This window comes from Pseudomonas sp. HP_12, assembly GCF_055283955.1.
Genome location: NZ_JBTOQG010000033.1, coordinates 1 through 25,556, shown reverse-complemented (window position 1 = coordinate 25,556; position 25,556 = coordinate 1). Strand labels below are relative to the sequence as shown.

Annotated in this window: 23 protein-coding genes and 1 pseudogene; 5 read left to right on the top strand and 19 right to left on the bottom strand. The window is 62.4% G+C overall.

Annotation, left to right across the window (positions count from 1 at the left end; translation table 11 throughout):
- Positions 1–493 precede the first annotated feature (493 nt).
- The 8 genes from dctM to ACYASU_RS18610 form a co-directional block, all read right to left on the bottom strand.
- Positions 494–1,777 carry a C4-dicarboxylate TRAP transporter large permease protein DctM gene (dctM, locus tag ACYASU_RS18645; RefSeq protein WP_065989499.1) on the bottom strand — a complete coding sequence of 428 codons (1,284 nt, stop codon included), beginning with the start codon at positions 1,775–1,777 and terminating at the stop codon, positions 494–496.
- Entirely contained in the window at positions 1,777–2,409 is a 633-nt protein-coding gene (locus tag ACYASU_RS18640) for a TRAP transporter small permease (RefSeq protein WP_346628267.1), read from the bottom strand. Before ACYASU_RS18640 ends, dctM begins: the two co-directional genes overlap by 1 nt.
- A gap of 120 nt (positions 2,410–2,529) precedes the next feature.
- The gene (locus tag ACYASU_RS18635) at positions 2,530–3,528 is read right to left on the bottom strand and encodes a TRAP transporter substrate-binding protein (RefSeq protein ID WP_423574784.1); all 999 of its coding nucleotides are present in this window, start codon (positions 3,526–3,528) and stop codon (positions 2,530–2,532) included.
- 178 nt (positions 3,529–3,706) lie between these two features.
- On the bottom strand, positions 3,707–4,531 hold the full coding sequence (locus ACYASU_RS18630) for an HpcH/HpaI aldolase/citrate lyase family protein (RefSeq protein WP_463583661.1): 825 nt from the start codon (positions 4,529–4,531) through the stop codon (positions 3,707–3,709).
- 69 nt (positions 4,532–4,600) lie between these two features.
- A complete protein-coding gene (locus tag ACYASU_RS18625) occupies positions 4,601–5,800 on the bottom strand; it encodes a CaiB/BaiF CoA transferase family protein (protein WP_463583660.1) in 1,200 nt (399 codons plus the stop codon).
- A 129-nt stretch (positions 5,801–5,929) separates the two neighbouring features.
- Positions 5,930–7,279 carry an MmgE/PrpD family protein gene (locus ACYASU_RS18620; protein WP_463583659.1) on the bottom strand — a complete coding sequence of 450 codons (1,350 nt, stop codon included), beginning with the start codon at positions 7,277–7,279 and terminating at the stop codon, positions 5,930–5,932.
- A gap of 10 nt (positions 7,280–7,289) precedes the next feature.
- Positions 7,290–8,453, bottom strand: a complete 1,164-nt coding sequence (locus ACYASU_RS18615) for an acyl-CoA dehydrogenase family protein (protein ID WP_192174351.1) — start codon at positions 8,451–8,453, stop codon at positions 7,290–7,292.
- Between the two features lie 63 nt (positions 8,454–8,516).
- Positions 8,517–9,356: an HTD2 family dehydratase gene (locus ACYASU_RS18610; protein ID WP_463583658.1), complete on the bottom strand. Its 840-nt coding sequence runs from the start codon at positions 9,354–9,356 to the stop codon at positions 8,517–8,519.
- 129 nt (positions 9,357–9,485) lie between these two features.
- Between ACYASU_RS18610 and ACYASU_RS18605 the strand changes: the two genes are divergently transcribed.
- Entirely contained in the window at positions 9,486–10,406 is a 921-nt protein-coding gene (locus ACYASU_RS18605; RefSeq protein WP_463583657.1) for a LysR family transcriptional regulator, read from the top strand.
- Here the strand turns inward: ACYASU_RS18605 and ACYASU_RS18600 are convergent, their stop codons facing one another.
- From ACYASU_RS18600 to deoC, 4 genes are all read right to left on the bottom strand, one after another.
- The gene (locus ACYASU_RS18600; protein WP_463583656.1) at positions 10,407–10,787 is read right to left on the bottom strand and encodes a cupin domain-containing protein; all 381 of its coding nucleotides are present in this window, start codon (positions 10,785–10,787) and stop codon (positions 10,407–10,409) included. It lies immediately after the preceding gene.
- A 477-nt stretch (positions 10,788–11,264) separates the two neighbouring features.
- A complete protein-coding gene (locus ACYASU_RS18595; protein WP_463583655.1) occupies positions 11,265–12,104 on the bottom strand; it encodes an AraC family transcriptional regulator in 840 nt (279 codons plus the stop codon).
- A 67-nt stretch (positions 12,105–12,171) separates the two neighbouring features.
- On the bottom strand, positions 12,172–13,125 hold the full coding sequence (locus ACYASU_RS18590; RefSeq protein WP_463583654.1) for an alpha/beta hydrolase: 954 nt from the start codon (positions 13,123–13,125) through the stop codon (positions 12,172–12,174).
- 159 nt (positions 13,126–13,284) lie between these two features.
- On the bottom strand, positions 13,285–13,965 hold the full coding sequence (deoC, locus tag ACYASU_RS18585) for a deoxyribose-phosphate aldolase (protein WP_463583653.1): 681 nt from the start codon (positions 13,963–13,965) through the stop codon (positions 13,285–13,287).
- 130 nt (positions 13,966–14,095) lie between these two features.
- On the opposite strand from deoC, the gene deoR reads away from it, so the two are divergent.
- On the top strand, positions 14,096–14,866 hold the full coding sequence (gene deoR, locus ACYASU_RS18580) for a DNA-binding transcriptional repressor DeoR (RefSeq protein WP_463583652.1): 771 nt from the start codon (positions 14,096–14,098) through the stop codon (positions 14,864–14,866).
- Positions 14,867–15,108: 242 nt separating this feature from the next.
- On the opposite strand, the gene ACYASU_RS18575 is transcribed toward deoR, so the two are convergent.
- The 5 genes from ACYASU_RS18575 to ACYASU_RS18555 form a co-directional block, all read right to left on the bottom strand.
- Positions 15,109–16,194 (bottom strand): aldose 1-epimerase family protein, encoded by a 1,086-nt coding sequence (locus ACYASU_RS18575; RefSeq protein ID WP_463583651.1) that lies wholly within the window; start codon positions 16,192–16,194, stop codon positions 15,109–15,111.
- Positions 16,191–17,522 (bottom strand): L-fucose:H+ symporter permease, encoded by a 1,332-nt coding sequence (gene fucP / locus ACYASU_RS18570; RefSeq protein ID WP_346628279.1) that lies wholly within the window; start codon positions 17,520–17,522, stop codon positions 16,191–16,193. Before fucP ends, ACYASU_RS18575 begins: the two co-directional genes overlap by 4 nt.
- Positions 17,523–17,590: 68 nt before the next feature.
- On the bottom strand, positions 17,591–18,511 hold the full coding sequence (gene rbsK, locus ACYASU_RS18565; protein ID WP_346629626.1) for a ribokinase: 921 nt from the start codon (positions 18,509–18,511) through the stop codon (positions 17,591–17,593).
- A 334-nt stretch (positions 18,512–18,845) separates the two neighbouring features.
- Positions 18,846–19,796: a DUF979 domain-containing protein gene (locus ACYASU_RS18560; protein WP_463583650.1), complete on the bottom strand. Its 951-nt coding sequence runs from the start codon at positions 19,794–19,796 to the stop codon at positions 18,846–18,848.
- Positions 19,793–20,521, bottom strand: a complete 729-nt coding sequence (locus tag ACYASU_RS18555; RefSeq protein ID WP_463583649.1) for a DUF969 domain-containing protein — start codon at positions 20,519–20,521, stop codon at positions 19,793–19,795. Before ACYASU_RS18555 ends, ACYASU_RS18560 begins: the two co-directional genes overlap by 4 nt.
- Before the next feature lie 306 nt (positions 20,522–20,827).
- Here ACYASU_RS18555 and ACYASU_RS18550 point away from each other — a divergent pair.
- Positions 20,828–21,755, top strand: a pseudogene (locus ACYASU_RS18550) (LysR family transcriptional regulator).
- A 6-nt stretch (positions 21,756–21,761) separates the two neighbouring features.
- Here ACYASU_RS18550 and ACYASU_RS18545 read toward each other — a convergent pair.
- Positions 21,762–22,649 (bottom strand): LysR family transcriptional regulator, encoded by an 888-nt coding sequence (locus ACYASU_RS18545; protein WP_463583648.1) that lies wholly within the window; start codon positions 22,647–22,649, stop codon positions 21,762–21,764.
- 120 nt (positions 22,650–22,769) lie between these two features.
- Between ACYASU_RS18545 and ACYASU_RS18540 the strand changes: the two genes are divergently transcribed.
- Together ACYASU_RS18540 and ACYASU_RS18535 are read left to right on the top strand one after the other, a co-directional pair.
- Positions 22,770–23,258: a multidrug/biocide efflux PACE transporter gene (locus ACYASU_RS18540; RefSeq protein ID WP_463583647.1), complete on the top strand. Its 489-nt coding sequence runs from the start codon at positions 22,770–22,772 to the stop codon at positions 23,256–23,258.
- 118 nt (positions 23,259–23,376) lie between these two features.
- Positions 23,377–23,814: a carboxymuconolactone decarboxylase family protein gene (locus ACYASU_RS18535; RefSeq protein WP_463583646.1), complete on the top strand. Its 438-nt coding sequence runs from the start codon at positions 23,377–23,379 to the stop codon at positions 23,812–23,814.
- Positions 23,815–23,829: 15 nt separating this feature from the next.
- On the opposite strand, the gene ACYASU_RS18530 is transcribed toward ACYASU_RS18535, so the two are convergent.
- Positions 23,830–24,981: an MFS transporter gene (locus ACYASU_RS18530; protein ID WP_423574801.1), complete on the bottom strand. Its 1,152-nt coding sequence runs from the start codon at positions 24,979–24,981 to the stop codon at positions 23,830–23,832.
- Positions 24,982–25,556 lie beyond the last annotated feature (575 nt).

The window sequence follows — 25,556 nt, the reverse complement described above, 5'->3', positions numbered from 1 at the left end:
CAACCCTTTTGCGGACAGCACCTCCTACGTGGGGGAGCGAGCTTGCTCGCGAATGCTGCATTTCAAACACCAATTATTCGGCGGATGTACCAATGCCTTCGCGAGCAAGCTCGCTCCCACAAGTCCTCAGCGTTTGGACTGCCCGTGCTCTCCCCTTAATCTGATTTGGATCTGCTTCTGATCTTGATCTTCATACGCAAGAGGCTCAAACACCGCCAATCGCGACTTTGGTGCAGGCCGAACGCAGACGACGCGCAGTGGGCCGAGCGGCATGGATGCCGCGAGAGCCGCCCCCCGCCATGGATGGCGGATGGCGGCGGGCCCACGGAGCGTCGTCGGAGTGAGGGAACCCTGAGGAACGAAGGGCCCAACCAAGAGCAGGCACCCTTGGTTACTTGGGGTGCTTTTCCAAGTAACTCACCGAAGGCGAAACGTCTGCCCCCAGGCAGACACTTGTGATCTTGATCTTAAGCGCATTCAGCCACGCCATGAATCATGGCATCCCCAACCAGTTCGGCAGCGCCAGCGAGATATAAGGCACGTACGTCACCAGCAACAGGAACACCAGCAGGATCGACAGCCATGGCAACGCCGCACGAATGGTCTCGCCCAACGTCAGGCCCGTCACCGCAGACGTCACGAACAGGTTGAGCCCCACCGGCGGGTGGACCAGTCCGATCTCCATGTTGACCACCATGACGATGCCCAGGTGAATCGGATCAATGCCGAGCTTCATCGCGATAGGGAAAAAGATCGGCGCCAGGATCAGGATGATTGCCGACGGCTCCATGAAGCTGCCCGCGACCAGCAACACAATGTTCACCATGATCAGGAAGCCGATCGGAGTCAGGCCTTCGGAGATGACCCAAGCAGTGATTTGCTGTGGGATTTGCTCTGTGGTCAGAACGTGGGCAAACAGCATGGCGTTGGCGATGATGAACATCAGCATGATCGACAGCCGGCCCGACTCCAGCAGCACCTTCGGGCAGTCCTTGAAGCTCATGTCCTTGTAGACGAACAGCGCGATGAACGCCGAATACACCGCCGCCACCGCCGCGGCTTCGGTCGGGGTGAACATGCCGCTGTAGATCCCGCCGAGAATGATCACCAGCAGCATCAGACCCCAGAACGCCCGTTGCGCGGTGTGCAGCCATTGGCGGAACGTGACCCGTGGCTGGGCCGGGAGTTTCTTGACCCGGGCGACGATGTAGATCACCACCATCAGGATCACGCCGAGCAGAATCCCGGGCACCACACCGGCAATGAACAGCTTGCCGACCGAGGTTTCCGTCGCAGCGGCGTAGACCACCATTACGATGGAAGGCGGAATCAGAATGCCCAGCGTACCGGCGTTGCAGATGATGCCCGCGCCGAATGCCTTCGGGTAACCGGAGCGCACCATGCCGGCGACGGCGATGGAACCCACGGCTGCAACGGTGGCGGGCGATGAACCGGATAGTGCAGCAAACAGCATGCACGCCAGCACCGCCGCGATCGCCAGGCCACCGCGGATGTGGCCGACGCAGGCGTTGGCAAAGTCGATCAGCCGCTGCGCGACCCCGCCCGTGGTCATGAAGGCGCCAGACAACAGGAAGAACGGAATCGCCAGAAAGGTGTAGCTGTCGGAGGTTTCGAACAGTTTGATCGCCAGCGAACTCAACGAGTCCGGGCTGAACAGCAGGATCGAAACGGCGCCGGACAAGCCCAGGGAAATGGCGATGGGCACGCCCAGGAACATGAAAACGAACAGCAGCAGGAACAGGCAGATAACAGTCATCAGTGCTGCTCCTCGGCAGGGTTGGCGAGTTTGCTCGCTTCAGCCGCTTCGTCGGCCAGACCCAGCCCGGTCTGCCGGTGGGTCCAGATGCGGTAGAGGATTTCCAGGTAACGGGCGATCACCAGAGCAAAGCCGATCGGCACGATGACCGCGATGTACGCGACCTTGATGCCGTAACGATCCAGGTCTTCGGCACCGATGCCAGCCACGAACAGCGCTGACACCCACTTGTAACTGGCAACGAGGAACAGACCGGCGTACGCGAGGCAGCAGGCACAGGCCAGCATCGCCAGAATTCGCTGAACCGGCTTGCTGGTTTTCTTGACCAGCGCGTCGACCCCCAGGTGGCCCGCCGTGCGCACACCGTAGGAAATCCCGAAGAAGATCAGCCAGCCAAACAGCGCTTTGGTCAGCGCCACGCTCCAGGTCATGCCTTGGGCGTAGCCCATCAGGTGGTCGCCGATAGCAGCGAAAAAGTCGCTGCTTACCGCCCATTGATCGCTGAGGGAATAAAACAGGGTGTAGATGTTGTTCAACGCCACGTAGACGAAAGTCACGAGGGTCATGGCAGCCAGCAGGAAGGCAATGATGCCCTCCTCCAGATGCTCCCAGAGTCGCGTCAGCGGGTGCATAAGCATTCTCCGAACGAAGCCGAATGTAGCCGGGCAGAGCGACGGCCCTGGAGGCAGACCACCCGCAAAAGGGGTGGCCGCCGGGCCGTCACGGTCTGTATCGAGAAGCGAAGGAAGGGCTCAAGGCGCCTTGTTCGAATCGTCGGCGGCCTTGATCAGGTCGGCACCGATTTCTTCGGAGAATTTGTCCCAGACCGGCTTCATGACGTCACGCCATTTGGCGCGCTGCTCGGGGGTGAGCGTCACGATTTCGCTGGTTTTGGAATCGATGATTTTCTGCTTGGCGGTCTGGTTCAGCGCCTCGGCCTGCTTGTTCACCTCGACGGTGACCTGATCCATGATCTTTTGCAGTTCATCACGCACGTCTGCAGGCAGGCCGTTCCAGAACTTGGAGTTGGTGATCACCATGTAGTCGATCAGGCCATGGTTGGACTCGGTGAAGAACGGCTGCACCTCGTTGACCTTCTGGCTTTCGTAGTTCGACCAAGTGTTTTCGGTGCCGTTGACGGTGCCGGTCTGCAGGCCTTGATAGACCTCGGCGAAGCTCATCTTGCGCGGGTTGGCGTGCAGGGCGACGAATTGGGCTTCGAGCACGCTGGAGGCTTGAACGCGGAACTTCAGGCCACGGGCATCTTTCGGTTCAACCAGCTTTTTGTTGGCGGACAGTTGCTTGAGGCCGTTGTGCCAATAGGCCAGGCCATGAATGCCCTTGTCGTCCATTGCGGTCAGCAACGCTTTGCCTTGAGGGCCCTGCTGGAAGCGGTCAACGGCGGCGAGGTCGTTGAACAGGAACGGCAGGTCGAAGATCTGCACTTTCTTGGTGTACTGCTCGAATTTCGCCAGGGACGGCGCCAGCATCTGCACGTCGCCGAGCAGCAGGGCTTCCATTTCCTTGCCGTCACCGAACAGCGAAGAGTTGGGATAGACCTCGACTTTGACCTTGTCTTTCAAGGCCGGGTCGGCGGCGACCATCTTCTGGAAAAGCAGCGCGCCCTGCCCCTTCGGCGTGTTTTCCGCCACCACGTGGGCGAACTTGATCGTGATCGGGTCAGCGGCCTGTGCAAGGCCGGCCATAGACACCGCAGCCGCGCAGAAGAGCGCTTGGGTCAGCTTCAACATCGATATCACCTTTTTATTTTTGTAGGAGCTTATGTTTGAAGGAGCAGGTGGAGTGCATGAGCATAGTGCAACCCCACGATGACGAAGCCCCGGTGTTTAGAGAATCAGCATTTGTGTAAGCCGGCGTTCGGGGTTGATGAACGCGATGACGCGTGAAATTCATCACCGGAGATGGGATTTACCCTGCCGCCAGCGCCAACAACCGTTGAGCCCTGAGCAGCACCGGCGCGTCGACCATCTGCCCTTCCAGCTGAAACGCGCCTGCCCCCTTGGCCGCCGCGCTGGCCTTGATGACCTTTTGTGCCCAGTTCAGGTCATCAGCGCTGGGGGTCAGGGCGGCATGGATCACCGGCACCTGGGCGGGATGGATGCACAGCGCGCCGCCGTAACCCATGTCGTAGGCGTGGCGAATGGCGCGGTGCAGGCCTTGGGGGTCGCCGATGGTCGGGTGCACACCGTCCAGCGGTGGCAGCAAATCCGCGCCTCGTGAATGCAGTTGCACCGACATCCGCGCCTGATCAAGAAACATCTGCGCGGCGTGGGTGCCGCTGTTGAGGTTCAGGTCCAGCGCCAGGTCGAGTCCGCCAAACGACAAACGCTCGACGCCTTCGGCATGGGCGATCTGCTCCAGGGCCAGCAGGCCCTTGGCGCTTTCGATGATCGGCAGGACCGGTTTGCCGGTCTGCCAGACCGCCGCGACGTGAGCAGCGCTTTCGACCTTCGGCAGCAGCACCCCGGCGACGCCCGAGTGGTGTCGGCAAAACGCGAGATCATCGGCGTGTTCGGCATGAGTCGGCGCATTGACCCGCACCCACACAGACGCTTGGGGGTTGTCGTTCACGAAGGCCGCGAGATTGTCCCGCGCCTGGCGCTTGAGAGGTTCTTCGACGGCGTCTTCGAAATCGACGATCACCGCATCGGCGCCTGCCGCCAGGGCTTTGGAAAAACGATCGGGGCGACTGCCGGGGACGAACAGAGCGGAGCGGATGAGGGTGTGGGCCATGTCGGTGTCCTGAGGGTGTCCTGTAGGAAGGGGTGCGCCGCGCAAAAGAGCCTTTTGCAGAAACAGGCGCTAGACCACTCCGCCCGCCGCCATCCGCGTCTGGTCTTCCGCCGAAAACCCCAGCTCGCCAAGAATGCTGCCGGTGTGTTGGCCCAATCCCGGCACGCCATCCATGCGCGGTGTGAACGCGGTGTTATGGCCCGGCGGCAGCAGCGACGGCAGCGGGCCGGACGGGCTGTCAACTTCGCGCCAGCGATCGCGGGCCTTGAGCTGCGGATGGTCCCAGACGCCTTGCATGTCGTTGACCCGCGCATTGGCGATTTGCGCGTCTTCCAGACGGGCCACCACGTCATCGACGCTCAAGGACGCGAAGCCGTCGACGATGATCTGCCGCAGCACCTCACGGTTTTCCGAGCGTTTGAAATTCGCCGAAAAGCGTTCGTCGGTGGCCAGCGCCGGATCGAGCAGGACCTTCTCGCAGAACAACGCCCATTCGCGCTCGTTCTGCAGGCCCAGCATGATCGTGCCGCCCCCGCCGGTGGGAAACGGCCCGTAAGGATAGATCGTCGAGTGGGACGCACCGGCCCGTGGCGGTGGCGGCGCGCCGTTGTAGGCGTAATACATCGGGTAGCCCATCCACTCCACCAGACTTTCCAGCATGCTGACGTCGATGCGGCTGCCCTCCCCGGTCTTGTCCCGCAGCATCAGCGCCGACAGAATCCCGGTGTAGGCGTACATGCCGGCAGCGATGTCGGCGATGGAACAACCGGCCTTGGCCATCTCGTCTTCGCCAGGGCCTCCGGTGACCGACAAAAAGCCGCCCTCGCTCTGGATCAACAGGTCGTAGGCCTTCTTCTTCTCGTAGGGCCCGCCTTCGCCGTAGCCGGAAATGTCGCAGACGATCAGGCGCGGGAAGCGTTCGTGCAGGGCGTCGAACGACAAGCCCATGCGTGCAGCGGCGCCGGGTGCCAGGTTCTGCACCAGCACGTCGGCCTTGGCGAGCAGCGATTGAAGAATGTCGCCGGCCTCGTCCTGCTTGAGGTCCAGGGTCAGGCTTTCCTTGGAGCGGTTGGTCCAGACGAAATGCGAAGCCAGGCCGTCGACGCGCTGGTCGTAGCCACGGGCGAAATCACCGACGCCGGGGCGCTCGATCTTGATCACGCGGGCGCCCAGATCAGCCAGTTGGCGGGTGCAGAACGGTGCCGCGATGGCGTGCTCGAGGCTGACGACGGTGATGCCGTCCAGAGGACGCGGGGGTTGTTGAGTCATGTTCGTAAACCTCTTCACAGTCCATGTAGGAGTGAGCTTGCTCGCGATAGCATTTTGTCAGTCAGGGCAGATGGGGCTGACGCACTGCAATCGCGAGCGAGCTCACTCCTACAAGGGTTGGCGTTCGCCTTAAATCAAATTGACCAAATCGCGCGCATCGCGCAGCTGCCAGACCCGCTGAATCAATGCCGTGCCCTGCTCCACCGTGCGTGCGCCGGAGAACGCCAGCAGGCGCTGAAACTTGTCCTCCAGCTCAGGCCGCGACAAGGTGTTGCCCGGATCGCCCTTCGGTTCGTCGATGCTGGCGCTCAAGGTGCGGCCATCGGTGGTGGTCACGATCACCCGACCCAACCAGCGCGCGGGATAGGCGCCATCCACTTCGGGGTCCAGCTCCATCGTGACCTTTTCGCGGAAGGCGGCGACGTCGGCATCGGTCAGTGCCAGGTCGCGGAATTCGATCAATTGCGCGCTGCCGTGAACGGCGATCAACCCGAGCACCGCGCCCATGGAAAACTTGGCCTGGTGCACGGTCTGCGGCACATCGACCCGGCCGAGCACATCGATGGCCCCTTGATGAACCCGCGTGACCACCTTGGCGATCTGCTCATGGCGCAGGCCTTCGCGCTGCATCAGGTGGAGCAGCGCATCCGCGGCCGGATGAGTGTGGCGACACGAAGCGTGAAACTTGAACGACGTCTCGACCAGCGCCCAACGGCTGCCGAGGCGATCGGAGAGTTTCGCCGGATCGCTGTCGCTGGACATCCCTGCGGCCATCCCCTGATCGCCTTCGAGAATATTGCGCGCGCCGGTAAGGCCGTCTTCGGTGAGGTACGCTGCCAGCAGGCCATCGGCCGCCGCCTTGGCGGTGTGCAGCTGTTTGGAATCGGCGGCATCACGGAGAAACTCCCACAGCCCGGCGGCCTGGATGCCCGCCGTGCCCAGCAGGTTGATGAACTGCTCTTTGTCGAAGTTCAGCAGCTTGCCCACGCCCACCGCCGCAGCGAGGGTGCCGACGGTGGCGGTGGTGTGGAAGATGCGGTAGTGGGAGCGGCCCATGAACTCGCCGATGCGAATACCGGCTTCGTAACCGGCGACCGAGGCCAGCAATAAATCCTGCCCGGTCTTGCCGAGGTCCTGAGCCGCTGCCAGTACGGCCGAGAACACCACCGTCGCCGGGTGCAGCACCGAACTGTTGTGCAAATCGTCCTGCTCGACCAGGTGCGAAGACGCGCCATTGACCAGCGCGGCGAAGTACGCCGAGGTGCCGCGACCGCTCACCAGAATTTTCGCCTTGCCCTCTCTCGGGCCCATGCGTTCGGCGTAGCGCTCAAACAGCGGGATGGGCCGCGCGCCCTGGCTGGCCAGCGCAGAACCGATCCAGTCCAGGAACAGGTCTTCGGTGCGGTCCAGCACGACGCCGGGAATCTGCTCGTAGGTCAGCTCGGCGAGGAAACCCGCCAATGCCTGGGTATGGCTCATTTCGGCGTCCTCAGAAGCTGCGTGGCAGGTCGAGCAGGTGCTCGGCGACGTAGGAAAGAATCAGATTGGTGGAGATCGGCGCCACCTGATACAGACGGGTCTCGCGGAATTTGCGCTCCACGTCGTACTCGCAGGCGAAGCCAAAACCGCCATGGGTTTGCAGGCAGGCATTGGCCGCTTCCCACGACGCTTTTGCCGCGAGGTATTTGGCCATGTTGGCGCTGGCACCGGCGTTCTTGCCGCTGTCGTATTCCTCGCAGGCGCGCCAGCGCATCAGGTCCGCCGCTTCGATTTCGATGTGCGCTTCGGCGATGGGGAACTGCACGCCCTGGTTCTGCCCGATCGGGCGGCCAAACACCACGCGATCACGGGCGTAGGCGGCGGACTTTTCAATGAACCAGCGGCCGTCGCCAATGCACTCGGCGGCAATCAATGTGCGCTCGGCGTTGAGGCCGTCGAGGATGTAGCGGAACCCTTTGCCTTCCTCGCCAATCAAGCTGTCGGCGGGCAGTTCGAGGTTGTCGAAGAACAGTTCGTTGGTTTCGTGGTTGACCATGTTGGCGATGGGCTGAACGGTCAGACCGTTGCCGATGGCGTCGCGCAGGTCGACGATGAAGATCGACATGCCCTCGGACTTTTTCGTCACTTCGGCCAGCGGCGTGGTGCGCGCCAGCAGAATCATCAGGTCGGAATGCTGCACGCGGGAGATCCAGACCTTCTGGCCGTTGATCACGTACTTGTCGCCCTGCTTCACCGCCGTGGTCTTGATCTTGGTGGTGTCGGTGCCGGTGCTGGGCTCGGTCACGCCCATGGATTGCAGGCGCAGTTCGCCGCTGGCGAGTTTGGGCAAGTAATAGCTTTTCTGCGCGTCGCTGCCGTGACGCAACAGGGTGAACATGTTGTACATCTGGCCGTGCACGGTGCCGGAATTGCCGCCGCAGGCGTTCACTTCTTCGAGGATCACCGAGGCTTCCGCCAAGCCCAGCCCGGAGCCGCCGTATTCCTCGGGGATCATCGCCGACAGCCAGCCCTCATCGGTCAGCGCCTTGACGAAGGTTTCCGGGAAGCCTTTCTGTTCATCGATCTTGCGCCAGTATTCGGCCGGAAACTGAGCACACAGCGCGCGCACGCCGTCACGGATGGCATTGAGGTCTTCATTTTCGTAGGGATTCATGGTGTCCACTCGCATCGGCCGGCGGCCATGGGATCGGCGCGCCTGGCTGTGTAAAGGATGGATTCAGTCAAAAACGACTTCGGCGCTCTGGGCGACGCCGGCGTCATTGCCGGCCCACAGCTGCGCCTTGCCCGGTTCAACGATTCGTCCGCCGACGCGGAAGGCAGCAGGCACGTTCAACGGCCGCACACCGCGATAGGCGAAATGCCGCACGCGCTTATCGGGGTTGGCGCGAATGAAGGCGCGCAGGTTGAAGGTGGCGATCATCGGCCCGTGCACGACCAGCCCGGAATAACCCTCGGTGTCGGTGACGTAGGGGTAGTCGTAGTGAATGCGGTGGCCGTTGAAGGTCACGGCGGAGTAACGAAACAGCAGCGTCGGCGTCGGCTCGATGACCTCGCTCCACTCGCCCTGCTCTGGCGCGTCACCGCTGTTGAGTTTCGGCGGATTTGGCTCGCGGTAAACGATGTCCTGCTCTTCACGCACGCACAGCTCGCCGTGTTGTGAGTAGTCGTGGCGCACCGTCACGAACAGCAGCGAGCCGGTACGACCGTGCTTTTCCTCGATGTGCAGAATGGTCGACAGGCGATGGGCATCGGCGCCGACTTTCAGCGGCTGAATGAACTCGACGCGGCCACCGGCCCACATGCGGTTGCGATTGTCCGCAGGGGGCAGAAAGCCGCCACGGGCCGGGTGGCCGTCAGCGCCGAGTTGCGCTTCGAACACCGGCTCCTGGAAAAAACACCATTGCCACAGCGGCGGCAGTGGATCACCCACAGCGGGCGTGGGCTCGCCAAAGGTGGCGGCAATGCGCTTGATCAGGTTGACGCTCAGATGATCCTGGGCTTCTTCGGTGCGGCCAATCCAGTCCGTAAAATCCACGGATGACTCTGCAGCGCTCATGGGCGGGAACCCTCTGGGTTTGTTGTTATGGCCCGATCATGGAAGTGCGCCGGCATTCTGTGAATTTGCATTTGCGTATAGCGGCGTTCGGGTATGCTGAACGCCTTCTGCAAACCCCGGACACCTCCCATGCATTTCGACCTGGCTGACTTGCGCCTCTTCATTCATATCGGCGAATCACCGAGCCTGACCCAGGGCGCGCGCCGGGCTTTTCTCTCCCCCGCGGCGGCCAGTGCGCGGATCAAGGCGCTGGAAGGCCAACTCGGCACGCGCCTGCTGTACCGCGACAGCCGCGGCGTCGAACTGACCCCCGCCGGCCAGCGCCTGCTCAAGCACGCGCGACTGATCATGAGCCAGGTGGATTACCTGAAAAGCGAGTTCACCCGGTACGGGACTGATTCGGCCGGGCACATTCGCATCTTCGCCAACACCACCGCCGTCACCGAGTTTCTGCCCGAAGTGCTGGCCGGGTTTCTGGCGAAACGGCCCGGCGTCACCGTGGACCTGCAGGAGCGTCTGTCCCGGGACATCGTGCGCGGCGTGCTCGACGGCAGCACCGACATGGGCATCATCGCCGGGCCGGTGGAAGCGGCGGGTTTGCAGGTCATCCACTTCAGCACCGACCGGCTGGTACTGATCGTGCCCGTGGGCCATGAGCTGGCGGCCGAGAAAAAGGTCACCTTCAAACAGACCCTGGCGTTCCAGCACATCGGCCTGCACGAAGGCAGCACGCTGCTGAGTTTTCTGCGCGATCACGTTGAGCGCCTGGGGCAGAGCCTGTCGTTGCGAATTCAGGTGTCGAGCTTCGAGGCCATCTGCCGGATGGTTGAAGCCGGGGTGGGCATCGGGGTGATCCCGGAGTCGGCGGCGTCACGGCACAGCCGGACGATGGAACTAGTGACCATCGAACTCGACGAGCCCTGGGCGGTGCGCGAGCGGAGCATTCTGGTCCGCGAACTGGACGCCCTGCCGGGGGTGGTCAGGGCGTTGATTTCGGTGTTGCTGCCTGCGCCCGAAGCTGAAACCGAGCCCGCAACGCCCGAGGCGTAATCAGATCCAGACGTCGTTCTGCGCGGTGCGCTCGTTGGTGTCGTCACCGGTGTTGATCACGCCGCTGGGCTCGATCAGCATCAGCTTCACTTCCTTTTCGGCGTAGGGTTTGTGCTCGACACCCTTAGGGACGACATACAGCTCGCCCGCATTGAGCTCGACGAAACCGTCGCGGAAATCGATGCGCAAACGGCCTTCGAGCACAATGAAGGTTTCGTCGGTGTCAGCGTGGCTGTGCCAGAGAAACTCCCCTTCCAGCCGCGCCAGCTTGAACTGGTAGTCGTTCATCTGCGCGATGACTTTCGGCTGCCACTGCTCGGTGAACAGGCTGTATTTCTGGGCGAAATTGACGGGGGTGTATTGGGTGGTGGACGTGGACACGAGGGCGGCTCCGAAGGGGTTTGATGTGGGGCCAATCTAGAGCGCAGGGGTGGGTGGGGTCTTGTACGTTATTGCAGGGTGGCCCTCACTGCGCGCGGTTTCTCTGTGGGACCGGCTTCAGCCGGGAAGAGGCCAGTGTGTACGCTATCCATTTTGCGGTGCGACGCCTGACGCCTTCCCGGCTAAAGCCGGTCCCACTGAAACACCGCGCACTCATAGTGGGACCGGCTTTAGCCGGGAAGAGGCCCTCATGGACGCCATCAATTCTGCAGCGCGACGCCTGGCGCCTTCCCGGCTGAAGCCGGTCCCACTGAAACACCGCGCACTCATAGTGGGACCGGCTTTAGCCGGGAAGAGGCCCTCATGGACGCCATCCATTTTGCGGTGTGACGCCTGACGCTTTCCCAACTGAAGCCGGTCCCACAAGGTGTACAGCCTTCCCAGCCCAGGCCAGTCCCACCAAGGGCGTTCGATCCGCTATGCGCCTGCTCGCAACATCTTCAACCACCGCCCCGGCGGATAGCCGAAGGTCTTCACGAAATGCCGCGTCATGTGGCTCTGGTCGGAGAACCCCGCCATGACCGACGCATCACTCAGGGACACGCCCAGGGATATCGAGTGCCGGACGAGGTCCAGCCGGCGCAGGGTCAGGTAGCGATAGGGCGTGGTGCCGAACAGCACGCGGAAATCCCGCGACAGGCGCCAGCGATCGGTGTCGCTGGCCTGTTCCAGATCGGTGAGGCTCACGCCCTGCTCCAGACTGGCCATGAGCATTTCCCGCGCACGTTGCGCGCCGGCGTAGTTGACGCTCTGGCGGCCCTTGCGCGCACCGGCGGCCGCTTGCAGCGCAACAGCGAGGTCGTAGATCGCGTCATCCAGTTCCAGAGGGTCCAGCGCGTTGTTCAGATCGGAAAGCAGCGCCTGCGTCGCCCTGAACAGGCGCGGATCGCTCGACGCCCCGCCCTTGATGAACGGCAGCGGCTTGCCACCGAGCACCTGCTGAATCATCGCCGGTTCCAGATAGAACATCCGGTAGCGAAAGCCCTCTTCGGTCCCGGCGTGGCCATCATGGGCCTCGTCGGGGTGCAGCACCATGGTCTGCCCCGGCAGGTTGTTGACCCGTTCCTTGCCGTACTGAAAGCTCTGCACGCCTGACATCGTGTGGCCGATGGCGTAGGTGTCGTGGCGGTGCATCTCGAAGCCGTGGCCATGAAAGTACGCCTCGATCCGCTCGATCTGCGGCAGCGGCGCGGCACGCAGTACCCAGTCCCGCGTGGAAGGGGTCAGGTGAGCGTCTTCGTCTGCGTGTGTGTCCATCGGCAGCGCTCGCGGCAGTGGACGGCAGGTACTTTGAGAGGACACCGGCCGCCGTCGTGAAAAAGGGCTAACCGGGCTGCTTGAGCAACGCCGCCGATGCATTGGACGCGTGCACCGCCGGAGGCTTCTCGTTGAGCAGGTTCTGGATCGCCTGGCTGTACGCTTCGCGCCCCAGATTCATGCTGTTGTTGTGGTTACCGCCCGGCACCATCAGCAGGTTCTTTGGCTCCTGCGCCGCGTCGAACAGCGCTTCGCTGAATTGCGGCGCGACAAACTGATCCGCCGTGCCATGCACGATCAGCACCGGCATGTGCACGTCGGCGATCTTGTCGATGGAGTCGAATTTCTGCGAGACCAGCCAGCGCACCGGCAACGAGGTGCGTTTGCTGGCGACGGAGGACGCAGCGTCGGCGAGGTTGGTGAAGGTCGATTCGATGATCAGCCCCCGCGCCTGAATGGGCTCATCACCTTTTTGCGCATCCCGGCCCAGTTCGGCGGCGAGGTCAACGGCCACGGCGCCGCCGAGGGAATGCCCGTAGATCAGACGCTTTTGCGGGTCGGGTTGAATCTGCTTCAAGCGCTCCCAGGCAATGCGCGCGTCTTCATAGACCGACGCTTCCGACGGCAACTGGCCCTTGCTCTGGCCGAAGCCGCGGTAATCGATGGCGAGGATGGAAAACCCAAGCGCCCGCAGTTGTTCAATGCGGAACAGTTGACCGGTGAGGTTCCAGCGCGAGCCATGCAGATAAAGAATGGCGGGAGCGTCCTTCTTCTCCGAAGGCCACCACCAGGCATGGATATTCTGCCCGAGGCCAAACGATGGCCCCTTGAGTTCAAGCTCTTGCACGTCGGACGGCAGGCCGTGGTACCAGCTCGCCGTGCCGGGCTCGATCATGAAGACCAGTTCACGCTCCTTGTGCTGCAGCGCCGCGCAACCGACCGGCAGACCAACGACGATCAGCACCATGCACAGCCAGAAGAACCAGCGAGCCTTGAGCCGCGCCAGGGAGAATGTTCGCATTGAGAAAGGTGTCCGGTGCAGAAGTGAGTGCACCGGCAGTTTGCCATTCATTGGCGGGGCGGGTCCTGCTCTTTTCGGCGAACGGCCTTCTGTCGAAAGGCCGCCGCCTGATCAGGAACGGCGCCTGCGACAGTCAGCAACACACCCCGCCCTGTGGAGTCAGTACCCCGAACCCGACGCCGCCGCACCACTGACGATCGCGATCCCGGAGCTGGTGCCCAGTCGTGTCGCGCCCGCTTCGATCATCGCCACGGCCGTTGCATAGTCACGCACGCCGCCGGACGCTTTCACGCCAACGCCCTGCCCCACGACCTTACGCATCAGGGCGACGTCTTCCAGGGTCGCGCCGCTGCGGCTGAAGCCGGTGGAGGTCTTGACGAAGGCCACGTTGAGGTCACGGCAGATCTCGGCGGCGCGGGTTTTCTGCGCGTCGTCCAGCAGGCAGGTTTCGAAGATAACTTTCAGCGGCACCGCGCCACAGGCATCTTTGACGGCAGCGATGTCGTCGCGCACGTCGTCAAACAGGCCGTCTTTCAACCAGCCGATGTTCAGGACCATGTCGATCTCGCCCGCGCCAGCAGCGATGGCCTGCTTCGCCTCGAAAGCCTTGGTGTCGCTCAGCCCGGCGCCCAACGGGAAACCGACCACGGCGCAGACCTTGACGGCCTGGCCTTCCAGCAACGAGGCGGCATAGGGCACCTGGCCAGAATTCACGCACACCGAATAGAATCCGTGCTCTTGCGCCTCGCGGCACAGGGTTGCGATCTGCTCTCGGCTGGCGTCGGCGGCCAGCAAGGTGTGGTCGATGTACTGGGCGAGTGCTGCGGGTTCGATCTTCATGGCCAATCGTTTCCTGATAGTGAGGCGGTAACCAGCGACACGCTTTAAGCTTCATGCCTGAGCGCATCATTTTATGTTGTAAATATAACAATGAATGTTATTTTTTTACCATATCCATTCGACAATCGGAATGCCCGTGGACAGTAAAAAATCCGACCGTATCAAGTTGATCCAGCAAGCCCTGCAAGATCAGAAGGCCATTCACCTGAAGGAAATGGCCGCCCTGCTGGACGTTTCGGAGATGACCCTGCGTCGCGACCTGACCCGGCACCCCGACAAATTCCACCTGTTGGGCGGGCATATCACCCTGGCGTTTGATCCGTCAGAGGCCAGTGATTACAAGGTCACCGAGCAAGGTACCCGCCACGTCGAAGAAAAGCGCCGGGTCGGCAAGCTCGCCGCCGCATTCATTCAACCCGGCGACACGGTATTTTTCGACTGCGGCACGACGATCCCTTTTGTCATCGACTTCATCCCGGACGAGCTGGAATTCACCGCCGTGTGCAATTCCCTCAACGTGTTGCTCAAGCTGCAGCAGAAGCCCAACTGCTCGATCGTGCTGTGCGGCGGCACCTTTCATCGCAAGAATCAGGTGTTCGAGCACCACAGGGAAGCGACCATTCTGGACGGCATCCGCCTGACCTGGGCGTTCGTGTCAGCGGCCGGGGTCAGCGACGAGCTGGGCGTGACCTGCTTCAACTTCAACGAAGTGGAGGTCAAGCAAAAGGTCCTGCGGCAAGCCCGGCACTCCATGTTGCTGGCCGATCATTCCAAATTCGATGCCGTGCGCACGGCGCACTTCGCAACGCTGCAGGACTTTCATGTGGTGGTGAGCGACAAGAAGCTGCCCAAGGTTTATCGGGATTTGATTGAGGGGTATGGGGCGCGGTGGGTGGTGTAATCGGCCCTAAATCTGCGTTGCCTGGACCACCGCATTCGTGAGCAAGCTCACTCTCACAGGGTCGATGTCTATCGCCAGATAAGGCAGCGACCCACGCAACGGTGGTCGCTGCCTGATCACCGATTCAGCAGCACGAGCAAGTTAACTCCCACAGGGTGTCGCGTACAGCCAGATTCCCGCGTCGGATACAACATGTGTGGGAGCGACCGGGGTGGCGCTCCACCTTGCTCGCGAAGAGTCCTTCAGCGTTTCAGATCGCTTTCCAGCTGCAACACCTCTTCAGCGCCCAGATACCCCGTCGTCACGCTGAACGATGCGCTCTCCCCCGCGCCCAACAAACGCACATTGCCTTTGGCCTTTTCCGCCAGATACCCCTCGGGCTCACAGCTCGCCGGCAGCACAAATGCGGCCACCTGCTGATCAGCGTTGTGCAGGATCCAGCGCGCCGCGTGATCGAACTGCGCCGGCTGATAGCGCGTGTAGAACGCCGGGCCTTCCGGGTGCTTGAGCAGGAAATGCGCATGGCCCTGGGCGCCCGCGTGCACGCCGTCGAAGAAGCAGACAATCTCTGGATCGTACAACTCAGGCGTGCTCAGGCTCTCCAGCCGCGAAGGGTCTTCCGTCAGTTCGGCCATGTACGCCGACCACGCCGGCGTCGGCTTGACGTGGGCCGGCAGGCTGCTGCGAATCCGTGTACGCGCCATGCCCAATGGCTCGACGAAACGTCCGCCGTCGACGTAGGCGTAGTTCATGTGGGCCATATACATCAGCTCCATCGGCTTTCCGGCCAGGTTGCGCACGTCCATGCCGATGTCGAACAGCGCCGAACCCGGGCGCAAGGTCACGCTGGGCCTGGCGCGATAGTGGTCGCCAAAGCCCATCACGTATTCGTACTCGCCGCCGATGCGCAGAAACGCGCCGCCCGCGTCCTCGCCGACTTCCAGCCAGGCACTGTCCATCGGCGCGCAGGGCATTTCACCGTGCAGCGGATGATCGTCTTCCGGCGTCGGGCAGCCGTTGCGCAAAATCCCGCTGTGGAACATGAAGCAGCCGTAGGTGCCGATCACCGTCGGGCTCGGGCGTGGCTGCTCGAACATGTTGCGCATGGTCAGGTCGCAGCCATCGAAGACCGCTGACCAGACCATTTGCCCCTGATAAGGCAGCACCACCACCCGGCCGCGATCGTTCTCCAGCGCCAGGGCTTTCACGCCGCTGGGATAGGTCCAGGCCAGCACACGAAAGTCCGCGGATTCAAGCAGCGTCTTTTCATCGCCACTGAACAGCTCCGGGTACAGCGCAATCGTGGTGCGCTTTTCGGCCGTTCTCATGATGCCGTCACCGCGCCCACCGGTGCCTGAACCGGCAGCGGATCACGCATGCATTTGATGGCGTAGGCGACGATCGCCACAAAGCACAGCAGTGGCACGGTGTAGGCGATCTGCATGTTTCCGCCGGTGGCGTCGGAGAGCAGGCCCTGGAAGATCGGCATCACGCCGCCGCCGACAATGCTCATCACCAGCAGCGAACCGCCAACGCCGGTGTCTTCGCCCAGACCGTCGATGGTCAGGCCATAAATGGTCGGCCAGCACGGACCGAGGAAAATACTCACGCCCACCGCCGCATACACCGCGCTGATGTTCGGCACCAGAATCGTGTAGGCCAGCAGTACGATGGCCAGCACGCCGTAGATCGCCAGCACTTTGGCCGGGGACATTTTGCGCATCAGCAGGTTGGCGATCATCTTGCCGACGAAGTAGGCGGCGAAGGTGGTCAGCAGGAACCACGACGCGCTGCGCTCGTTCATGCCGCCCATCTGCATCGCCAGGCGAATGGTGAAACTCCATACACCCACTTGCGCGCCCACGTACAGAAACTGCGCCAGCACGCCGAAGGTGAAGCGCGGGTTGCGCCACAGACGCGACAGGCTCTGGCCAATGCTGCTCGATTTAACGTTGGCCGTGACCTTGCCCTTGCACGCCGGGAACTTGGTGAACGCGATCAGCACGAACATCAGCACCAGCACCGCGATCATCCATTTGTACGGCAGCAGCGTCGACTGGATCATCTGCAATTGCTGAACTGCGGCTTCCGAGGCGCTCATCTGCGTCAACTGCTCGCGGGTGGCGTCGGTGTCCTTGAACATCACGAAGCTGCCGACGTACACGCCGGTCATCGCGCCGAACGGGTGGAACGTCTGGGAGATGTTCAGGCGGCGGGTGCCGGTTTCACGCGGCCCCATCAGCGTCGAGTAAGTGTTGCAGGCGGTTTCGAGGAAGGCTAGGCCGGCCGCGATGACGAACAGCGCCATCAGGAACATGCCGTATTTGGCCATCGACGCTGCGGGGAAGAACAGCGAGCAGCCCGCCATGTACAGCACCAGACCGATGAGGATGGTGGTCTTGTAGCTGAAACGTCTGACGACCATCGCCGCCGGAATCGCCACGAAGAAATAACCGAGGTAGAACGCCGATTGCACGAAGGAGGTCTGCACATCGCTGAGCAGGAAGGCTTTCTTGAAGTGGGCGATGAGCACGTCGTTCATGCTCGCGGCCGCTGCCCACAGCGCGAAGCAGCAGCACAGCAGCAGGAAGGCGAACCACGGCGTGCGGTTCAGGTAGAACCCGTCCGGTGATTGTTGGAGCGCGGGCTTTGTCATTGTTGTTCTCCGGGAAGTACAGGAAATACCCCGCCCCACCGATCAGGCGATCGGCAGGGCGCGGCGGCTCAAAGGGTGTCGAGAAAGTGACTGAACGCGGCAGCGTCCGGGTAGGAACTCTGGGTGCCGAGGCCGGTGACCGAGCAGGCGGAATAGGCCACCGCGCGGGTCATGGCGTTGCGCATGTCGCCGTCTTCGCTCCAGTGGCGGGCGAAGCAACCAATGAACGCGTCGCCGGCGCCCGTGGTGTCGCGGGCATCGACCTTGATGCCTTCGACGCGAAATTCGCCTTCTTCGCCGACGTACAGCGCGCCCTTTTCACCCAGGGTGACGATGACGTGACGAATCCCGTCCTGCACCAGCTGCAGGGCGGCCGCGCGGGCGGATTCGATGGAGTCGACAGTCTGGCCAGTGATCAACGCCAGTTCGGTTTCGTTGGGAATGAAGAAGTCCAGCTGTGACAGGTGCTCGCGGCTCAATCCCTTCACGGCAGGCGCAGGGTTGAGCAGCACCGGAATGCCGTTGGCCTTGGCGAAATCGATCGCGTAGTAGACGGTTTCCAGCTCGATTTCCAGTTGCAGCACGATGAGCGTGCAGTCGCGCAAGGCGGCCTGGGCAGCGTCGATGTCCGCAGGTTTCAGGTGCGCGTTGGCGCCTTTGACGATGAGGATGCTGTTGTGGGAATCGCTCTGCACAAAGATCGGCGCCACGCCGCTGGAAACCCCGGGAACGCGCTGCACGAACTGGGTATCGATGCCGTAGCGCTTGAAATTGGCCAGGGTGTTGTCGGCAAACATGTCGTCGCCGACCTTGCTCAGCATCAACACGTCAGCGCCCAGCTTGGCCGCTGCAACGGCCTGATTGGCGCCCTTGCCGCCGCAGCCCATGGCGAAATTCGGTGCTTCGAGGGTTTCACCCTGCGCCGGCATCCGGTCGATGTAGGTGATCAAATCCACCATGTTGCTGCCGATGACCGCGATCTTGTTCATGTGTGTGAGTACCTTGTTCACGCGCCGGGCCCGAAAGACGAGCCACCTTCGCGGTTTTATTTTTGTTATTTAAATAACATTTTCTGTGACTATTCAACCTATTTCTTCCGAGGCGGACATGCGGCTTGGCGCCTGACACACATGTCGTTCAAAGGAAGCGGGTTGGAAGCCCTGAGGCAGAGGGTTTGCAGCCACTGGTCGTACAGACCATGGATTCGCGCAAACGTTTGCGATGGAGATGAAACATCATCCAACTTTGCGCAGTGGAACGAACTGAGGGAGGGGTTTGCCCGCAAGAAGCTGCCCGCAGGAGCCTGCGGGCGGGGCGCTGCATCTACATCAGGAAATACAGCAGCAGAATATTCGCCACCAGCATCGCCAGCGCGGTGGGGATTTGCGCTTTGATCACCGCGTACTTGTCGGGCAATTCCAGCAGGGCTGCGGGAATCAGGTTGTAGTTTGCGGCCATGGGCGTCATCAGCGTGCCGCAGTAGCCCGAGAACATACCGATCGCGGCCATGACCGCCGGATTGGCGCCGTACATGCCCACCAGCACCGGCACGCCGATACCGCCGGTCATCACCGGAAACGCCGCGAAACCGTTGCCCATGACGATGGTGAACAGCGCCATGCCGAGCACATACACCATCACCGCGACGAGGCGAAAATCCAGGTTGATGTAAACCGTTGCCAGATGCGCCACGGCCTTGCCGACGCCCGCGTCATTGAACACCAGCCCGAGCATCGCCAGCATCTGCGGCAGCACCAGCGCCCAACCCAGTGCTTCGGTCAGGCGCCGCGATTCGCGCATGGCCTGCACCGGCGTGTCGCGGGTCAGCCAGCAGGCCAGAGCCAACGCCACCAGACTGCCAATGCCCAGGGACACGAAGGTGCTGTTGGCCGGGTCCAGCAGAAAGACGTCGCCAACCTTGATGTTCTTCAGCAGCACCGCGCCAATCACCGTCACCAGAGGAATCGCCAGCGCCGGAATGAACAGCTTGTTCTTCAAGCGCCCTGCACTCTCCCGCCGCGCCCGGTCGTTGAGGTTCTCATGCTGACCAAAACCCACGCCACCGACCCCGGCGATCACCGCCATGACGATCACGCCGACGCCCACCCACACCGGTGGCAGCTTCTCGCCGACCAGAAACGCAATAGCGAACAGGCCCCAGAACAGTCCCGTTGACCAGCGTTTGGGATTGGTCCGATCGGTCGCGGTCATGAAGGCGGTGATCGCCAGGATCACGCCCGCGAGCCAGTACAGGTATTGAATGGAAATGATCATCGCGCCAGCTCCTTGTCGACAGCGGAGGCCGGCGGCAGCGCCGTCAATTCACGATTCAGGCGCTGATCGAAACGGTGCAGGCGGATGGCGTGGATGACGAATGCGCAGATGGCTGTCGGGATCCCCCAGAAGGCAATGTGCATCGGGTCGACATCAATGCCGGAGCCGAGCAGGAAAGTGTGCATCAACGCAATCGCACCGAACGCGACGAAGATGTCTTCACCGAAGAACAGCCCGACGTTGTCGGTCGCCGCGCACAACGCCAGCAGCTTGATGCGCAATGCCTCGGGCAGCTTGCCGAAGCGCGATTCAGCGGCGCCTTCGGCCATGGGCGCGAGCAACGGCCGCACCATCTGCGGGTGGCCGCCGAGGCTGGTCAGCCCCAGGGCTGCGGTGGTTTCGCGCACGAACAGGTAGGCGATCAGCAGCCGTCCCGCCGTGGCACCGGTAAACCGGGCGATCCAGTTCTGCGCATGCAGGCGCAGGCCGTGGCGCTCCAGCAGGCCGATCACCGCAAGGGGCAAGAGGATGATCAGCGGCAGCGTGCGGGTTTTGATGAAGCCCGTGCCGATAGTCGCCAGAATAGTCTCCGGCGGCATGCTGGCGGCAAGGCCGGTGGCCAGGGCGGCGAGCGCCACGACCAGCATCGGGTTGAAACGCAGGACGAAGCCCAGAACGATGACCAGCACGCCAAGCAGCGGCCAGAGGTTGATAGCGGTTTGCATGATGGGGTTCTCGTTGGCAGTGGCGGTACCTTGCTGGGGCACGAATGAGGAACGTGTTCGAGAAACGAGCGGTCGCGGCGCCTGTGCTTAACGAAGTGAGAGTGCCGCTGCCCCATGGCACCGCAGTCAACGCCGGGGCGTCCAACGGGAAAAACCCGCTATGGCCCATAAGATTTTCTGTTGCCGGGGTGGCATGCAACCTGCTGTTCCAGTGCTCAGTCTGCACAGGTCGTGCCTGCAACGCTGTGACGCTCCCCCGTCATTCCGTAGGTGCGCCGGCGCTCAATTGCTCAAGGAAATCCCTCGGTGAATCTCAAGTTTCTGGAAACCTTCGTCTGGGTCGCGCGGCTGAAAAGCTTTCGTCTGACGGCGGAAAAACTGTTCAGCACCCAGGCCTCCATCTCCAGCCGCATCGCCGCGCTGGAGGACGAAATGGGCGTGCGCCTGTTCGTGCGGGATTCCAGGGGCGTGTCGCTGACGCAAGAAGGTGCGCGCGTGCTCGAATACGCCGAGCACATCATGGACACGATGCAAAGCATGAAGGCGGCGATCAAAGACCCCAGCCAGGTGCGCGGCCGCATCCGCATCGGCGCCATGGATACGGTGATACACACCTGGCTCAGCCCCCTGGTAACACGCCTGATGAAGTGTTACCCGAATCTGGAAATCGAGCTCACCGCCGAGACCGCCAGCAACCTCTGCTCGCAGCTGGAAAAGGGTTATCAGGACATCATTTTCCAGACCGACGTGCTGCGTTTCGACAGCGTGCGCAACGCGGTGCTGGCGCGTTATCCCCCTGCGCTGGGTTGTGCCGACCGGCTCGGCATTCGACCGCCCGGACGTGACCCTGGAAGAAATCGCCGAAGCGCGCATCGTCACGTTCTCGCGCAATTCGCGGCCGCACCAGGACATCCTCAACATGCTGCACACCGCCAACATCGTCACGCCACGGATCAACTGCGTGAACTCGGCGTCAGCCATTACCCGGCTGGTGCGCGACGGCTTCGGCATCGGCGCGCTGCCGGTGACGCTGGTGCATGGGGAACTGGCCCAGGGCGCGTTGACGCTGATCGAGAACGTCCCGCTGCCGCCGCTGATGGACATCGTCGCCAGCTGGCGCACCGGCGCGGGAATGGAGCTGGTGGAAGACATCGTCAGCCTGACCCGCGAGGTCGTGAGCGCCTTTGCTCAGGAAATGCCGGAGGGGTTTGTGCTGGAAGGCGGACCGGAGTGAGCCGGATCAATACCCTCCCCGCCCCTCCAGCAACGTGTCCAGCAACCAGGTCCCGGCCGGGCCCAGGCTTTTTTGCCGGGACCAGATCACGTCGACCGCCGAGCTGCGCGGCCAACCCGGCACTTTAAGTTCCTTCAACCGGTCCTGCCCGCAGGTGCTGACCAGCCAGCGCGGCAACGCCGACCAGCCGAATCCGAAGATCGCCATGTCCATCAACAGCAGGTAATTGGGTGCTGACCAACTGCGTCGCGCGCCGCTGGGCAGATCGTCGGTGGGCACGCTCTCGTCGACGATGGTATTCAGGCGCAACGCCCGATGCTGCGCGAGATGGCGGTAATCGACGGCTTCCTCAGCGGCCAGCGGGTGGTTGTGGGACACGAAGATGCCGAAGTCCGCGCGCTCGACGATGGTCGCGTAGCCCACTTCCGGCGGGTACGACGCCTGGGCGGACAGCAGACCCAACGACGCGCGACCGCTCTGGATCAAGTTGATCGCGTCGCCGTGTTCGGCAAACACGCACTCCAGTTCCAGCTCCGGAAAGCGCTGATCGAGTTCGGTCATGCGCGCCTGGAATTCGGCGAACTGGTTCGCGTCGGACAGCACCAGCGTCAAGCGCGGCTCCATGCCCTCGGCCAGACGCCCCGCCGCGCGGCGCAGTGTGTCGGACGCTGCGAGCACGTCCTCGATGCGCCCTTCCAGCGCCCTGCCCGCTTCAGTCAACGCGGGATGGCGGGTCGAGCGGTCAAACAGTTCCAGGCCCAGATCGATCTCCAGCCGCGAAATGGCCTCGCTGATGGTCGACTGGCTCTTGCCCAGGCGCCGGGCGGCGGCGCTGAACGAACCCAGCGCGATGGTCTGGGCAAACGCTTCAAGTGCTTCGGGGGAATAGCTCACGGGTGGATACCTCTGAGGCGCAAGCGACGTCGCCATCGGTTTTTCCGATGGGACCGATTTTCACTCTAGCCCATCGCGCCCCGACAATGCACACCTGCCCGCGACAAAGTGATCACCGACATGCCTCTGCACGCCCTTACGTCCCCCAAGACCGCGAAGCCGGTCGTTACGCCGAAATCCGTCAAAGAACGCGCCCTGCATGCGCTGCTGTTCGAGCTCATCGGCGTGCTGATGTTCGCGCCCGGGCTGGCCTGGGTGCTCGGCCAGTCCATCGGCAAGATGGGCGCGATGACGGTGATGATTTCCACGGTCGCCATGCTCTGGAACATGGTCTTCAACGCCGGGTTCGACCGTCTGCGCGCACGGTTGGGTTTCACCCTGAATCTCAAGGCGCGAGCCCTGCATGCCATCAGTTTTGAAGTGGGGCTGGTGTTCATGGTGGTGCCGATGGTGGCGTGGTGGCTGTCGATCAGCCTGCTGGAAGCCTTTGTGCTGGATATCGGCCTGTTGCTGCTGTTTCTGCCGTACACGATGCTGTTCAACCTCGCGTATGACCGGATTCGCGAGCGTCTGCTCGACCGCCCGCAACCGTGCGCCGCTGACCGATAGCGGCACAATTGGTCTCCCTTAAACCTCCTTCATTGGCTATTCGACGGGTCGCAGCGCGGGCGTAACATTTCGCCACGTCCCGCGGCTTGCGCCGGTCACTTTGAAGAGAGCACCCACCATGAACAAACGAATCAACTGGGCCCAGAAATCGCCGGAAGCCTACAAAGCCATGGTCGGCCTGGAGACAGCGCTGAGTAAATCCGGCCTGGATCATTCGCTGCTGGAGCTGATCCGTCTGCGGGCGTCGCAGCTCAACGGCTGTGCATATTGTGTGAACATGCACGCCAATGACGCACGCAAGGCCGGCGAAAGCGAGGCCCGTCTGCAAACCGTCAGCGTGTGGGAAGAAACCGAATTCTTCACCGAGAAAGAAAAAGTCGTACTCGCCTGGGTCGAAAGCCTGACCCTGCTGCCCGTGCACCGCGCGCCGCAGCATCAGTACGAAGCGTTGCTCAGGCACTACAGCGAAGCCGACGTGGTCAACATTACTTTGGCCGCCGCCACCATCAACGCCTGGAACCGCTTCGGCGTGGGCTTTGCGATGATGCCGAGCTGATTCCCCTTATTGGCCTCACACCCGCAAGAACCGCCCGCTGACCGCCACACCCAGCAGCATCACGGCGATGATCATGAACGCCGCGCCGAGGCTGCTGAGGTGGGCGACGAACCCGATCCCGGCCGGCCCCATCAGAATGCCGATGTAGCCCAACGTGGTAATCGCTGGCACCGCGACATTCTCCGGCATGGTTTTCTGCCGACCGACCGCGCTGTAAAACACCGGGACGATGTTGGAACAGCCGATTCCCACCAGCGCGTATCCGCACAGCGCCGCTTGCCAGACCGGGATCAACGTCGCAACGGTCATCCCGGCGGCCGCGCACAGCCCGCCAAACAGGATGATTTTGTGCACACCGAGGCGCCGGACAATCGGATCGCCGCACAGACGCCCGATCGCCATGGCCAGCGCGAATACCGCATAACCGAATCCTGCGTAGGACGGTTCGACACCACGCTGGGCGCTGAGGAACACCGCGCTCCAGTCGAGCATCGCGCCTTCGGTGAGGAACACCGTGAAGCACATCAGCCCGATGAACAGCACCACGCCGCGAGGGATCGCAAACGCCGGGCCGCCCGGTTCGCTGCCGTACGGCAACAAGTGGGGCGCGGCTTTGTAGAGCGCGATCGCGATGAACAACGCGACGACGGCCATCGCCAGCCACGGCCAGACGCCAACGCTCAACAACGCCGACACCCCCGCCGCGCCCACAATCCCGCCGCAACTGAACAGCCCGTGAAACCCGGACATCATGGTCTTGCCGCTGGCCCGCTCGACGATGATCGCCTGAATGTTGGTCACACACCCCAGCGCCCCCATGCTCGCGCCATAGACAAACAGCGTGGCGACCATCAGCGGCACCGAGCTGAGGGTGGCCAATAAAGGCAGGCACACACAGGCGATCACGCCCGTCATCACAATCAAACGCCGACAGCCATAACGCACCGTCATCGCCCCGGCCAACGGCATGGAAACGATCGAGCCAATGCCCAGACACAACAGCAACAACCCGAGGCCGGCGTCGTCCAGACCCAAACGGCTTTTCGCATAAGGCACCAGCGGCGCCCAGGCCGACATACTGAACCCGGTGACAAAAAAAGCGATCCGCGTCGAAAACTGCTCCAGCCGCCCCGGTACCACGGGCGCTGCGGTGCTGATGGAAGTCATTGCCGCTCCCTTGCATGCTTGGACGGGGACAGATTCATTTACGGTGAAGCGCTGTAAATAAATCAGTCCCCTCGAAATAGGGACCAGCCTAACAAAGCTTGAAACAATGCCGAAGAAGGGATGTTGAAGGAAGTGGCCTCAGGAACGCCTCACTCGCCCTCGAAGACATCGACGCGGAGCGTCAAAGGATGCATTCCCACGCGGAGCGTGGGAACGATCGATTGCTTCAGTGGGACCGGCTTCAGCCGGGAAAGAGGCCTGTGCGTACACCCATCATTTCGCGGCGCGGCGCCCGACGCCTTCCCGGCTAAAGCCGGTCCCACTATTCGAACGCGCACCTCGTAGGACCGGCTTTAGCCGGGAAGCCCTTGATCTGCTTTTGATCTGATCTTGATCTTCAAACACAAAAGGCCCAGACGACACCAATCGCGACTTGGGTGCAGGCTGAACGCAGGTCTCGCTCCGTGGGCCGAGCGGCATGGATGCCGCGAGAGCCGCCCCCCGCCATGGATGGCGGATGGCGGCGGGCCCACGGAGCGAGACCGGAGTGAAGGAACCCTGAGGAACGAAGGGCC

Coding starts and splice junctions, on each gene's coding strand:
- fucP (WP_346628279.1), bottom strand. CDS start 17,522: ATGACAAAGCCCGCGCTCCAACAATCACCGGACGGGTTCTACCTGAAC.
- dctM (WP_065989499.1), bottom strand. CDS start 1,777: ATGACTGTTATCTGCCTGTTCCTGCTGCTGTTCGTTTTCATGTTCCTG.
- deoC (WP_463583653.1), bottom strand. CDS start 13,965: ATGAAGATCGAACCCGCAGCACTCGCCCAGTACATCGACCACACCTTG.
- ACYASU_RS18625 (WP_463583660.1), bottom strand. CDS start 5,800: ATGACTCAACAACCCCCGCGTCCTCTGGACGGCATCACCGTCGTCAGC.
- ACYASU_RS18540 (WP_463583647.1), top strand. CDS start 22,770: ATGCCTCTGCACGCCCTTACGTCCCCCAAGACCGCGAAGCCGGTCGTT.
- ACYASU_RS18555 (WP_463583649.1), bottom strand. CDS start 20,521: ATGCAAACCGCTATCAACCTCTGGCCGCTGCTTGGCGTGCTGGTCATC.
- ACYASU_RS18590 (WP_463583654.1), bottom strand. CDS start 13,125: ATGCGAACATTCTCCCTGGCGCGGCTCAAGGCTCGCTGGTTCTTCTGG.
- ACYASU_RS18615 (WP_192174351.1), bottom strand. CDS start 8,453: ATGAATCCCTACGAAAATGAAGACCTCAATGCCATCCGTGACGGCGTG.
- ACYASU_RS18635 (WP_423574784.1), bottom strand. CDS start 3,528: ATGTTGAAGCTGACCCAAGCGCTCTTCTGCGCGGCTGCGGTGTCTATG.
- deoR (WP_463583652.1), top strand. CDS start 14,096: ATGCCCGTGGACAGTAAAAAATCCGACCGTATCAAGTTGATCCAGCAA.
- ACYASU_RS18610 (WP_463583658.1), bottom strand. CDS start 9,356: ATGAGCGCTGCAGAGTCATCCGTGGATTTTACGGACTGGATTGGCCGC.
- ACYASU_RS18640 (WP_346628267.1), bottom strand. CDS start 2,409: ATGCACCCGCTGACGCGACTCTGGGAGCATCTGGAGGAGGGCATCATT.
- ACYASU_RS18575 (WP_463583651.1), bottom strand. CDS start 16,194: ATGAGAACGGCCGAAAAGCGCACCACGATTGCGCTGTACCCGGAGCTG.
- ACYASU_RS18530 (WP_423574801.1), bottom strand. CDS start 24,981: ATGACTTCCATCAGCACCGCAGCGCCCGTGGTACCGGGGCGGCTGGAG.
- ACYASU_RS18560 (WP_463583650.1), bottom strand. CDS start 19,796: ATGATCATTTCCATTCAATACCTGTACTGGCTCGCGGGCGTGATCCTG.
- ACYASU_RS18630 (WP_463583661.1), bottom strand. CDS start 4,531: ATGGCCCACACCCTCATCCGCTCCGCTCTGTTCGTCCCCGGCAGTCGC.
- ACYASU_RS18620 (WP_463583659.1), bottom strand. CDS start 7,279: ATGAGCCATACCCAGGCATTGGCGGGTTTCCTCGCCGAGCTGACCTAC.
- ACYASU_RS18535 (WP_463583646.1), top strand. CDS start 23,377: ATGAACAAACGAATCAACTGGGCCCAGAAATCGCCGGAAGCCTACAAA.
- rbsK (WP_346629626.1), bottom strand. CDS start 18,511: ATGAACAAGATCGCGGTCATCGGCAGCAACATGGTGGATTTGATCACC.
- ACYASU_RS18595 (WP_463583655.1), bottom strand. CDS start 12,104: ATGGACACACACGCAGACGAAGACGCTCACCTGACCCCTTCCACGCGG.
- ACYASU_RS18605 (WP_463583657.1), top strand. CDS start 9,486: ATGCATTTCGACCTGGCTGACTTGCGCCTCTTCATTCATATCGGCGAA.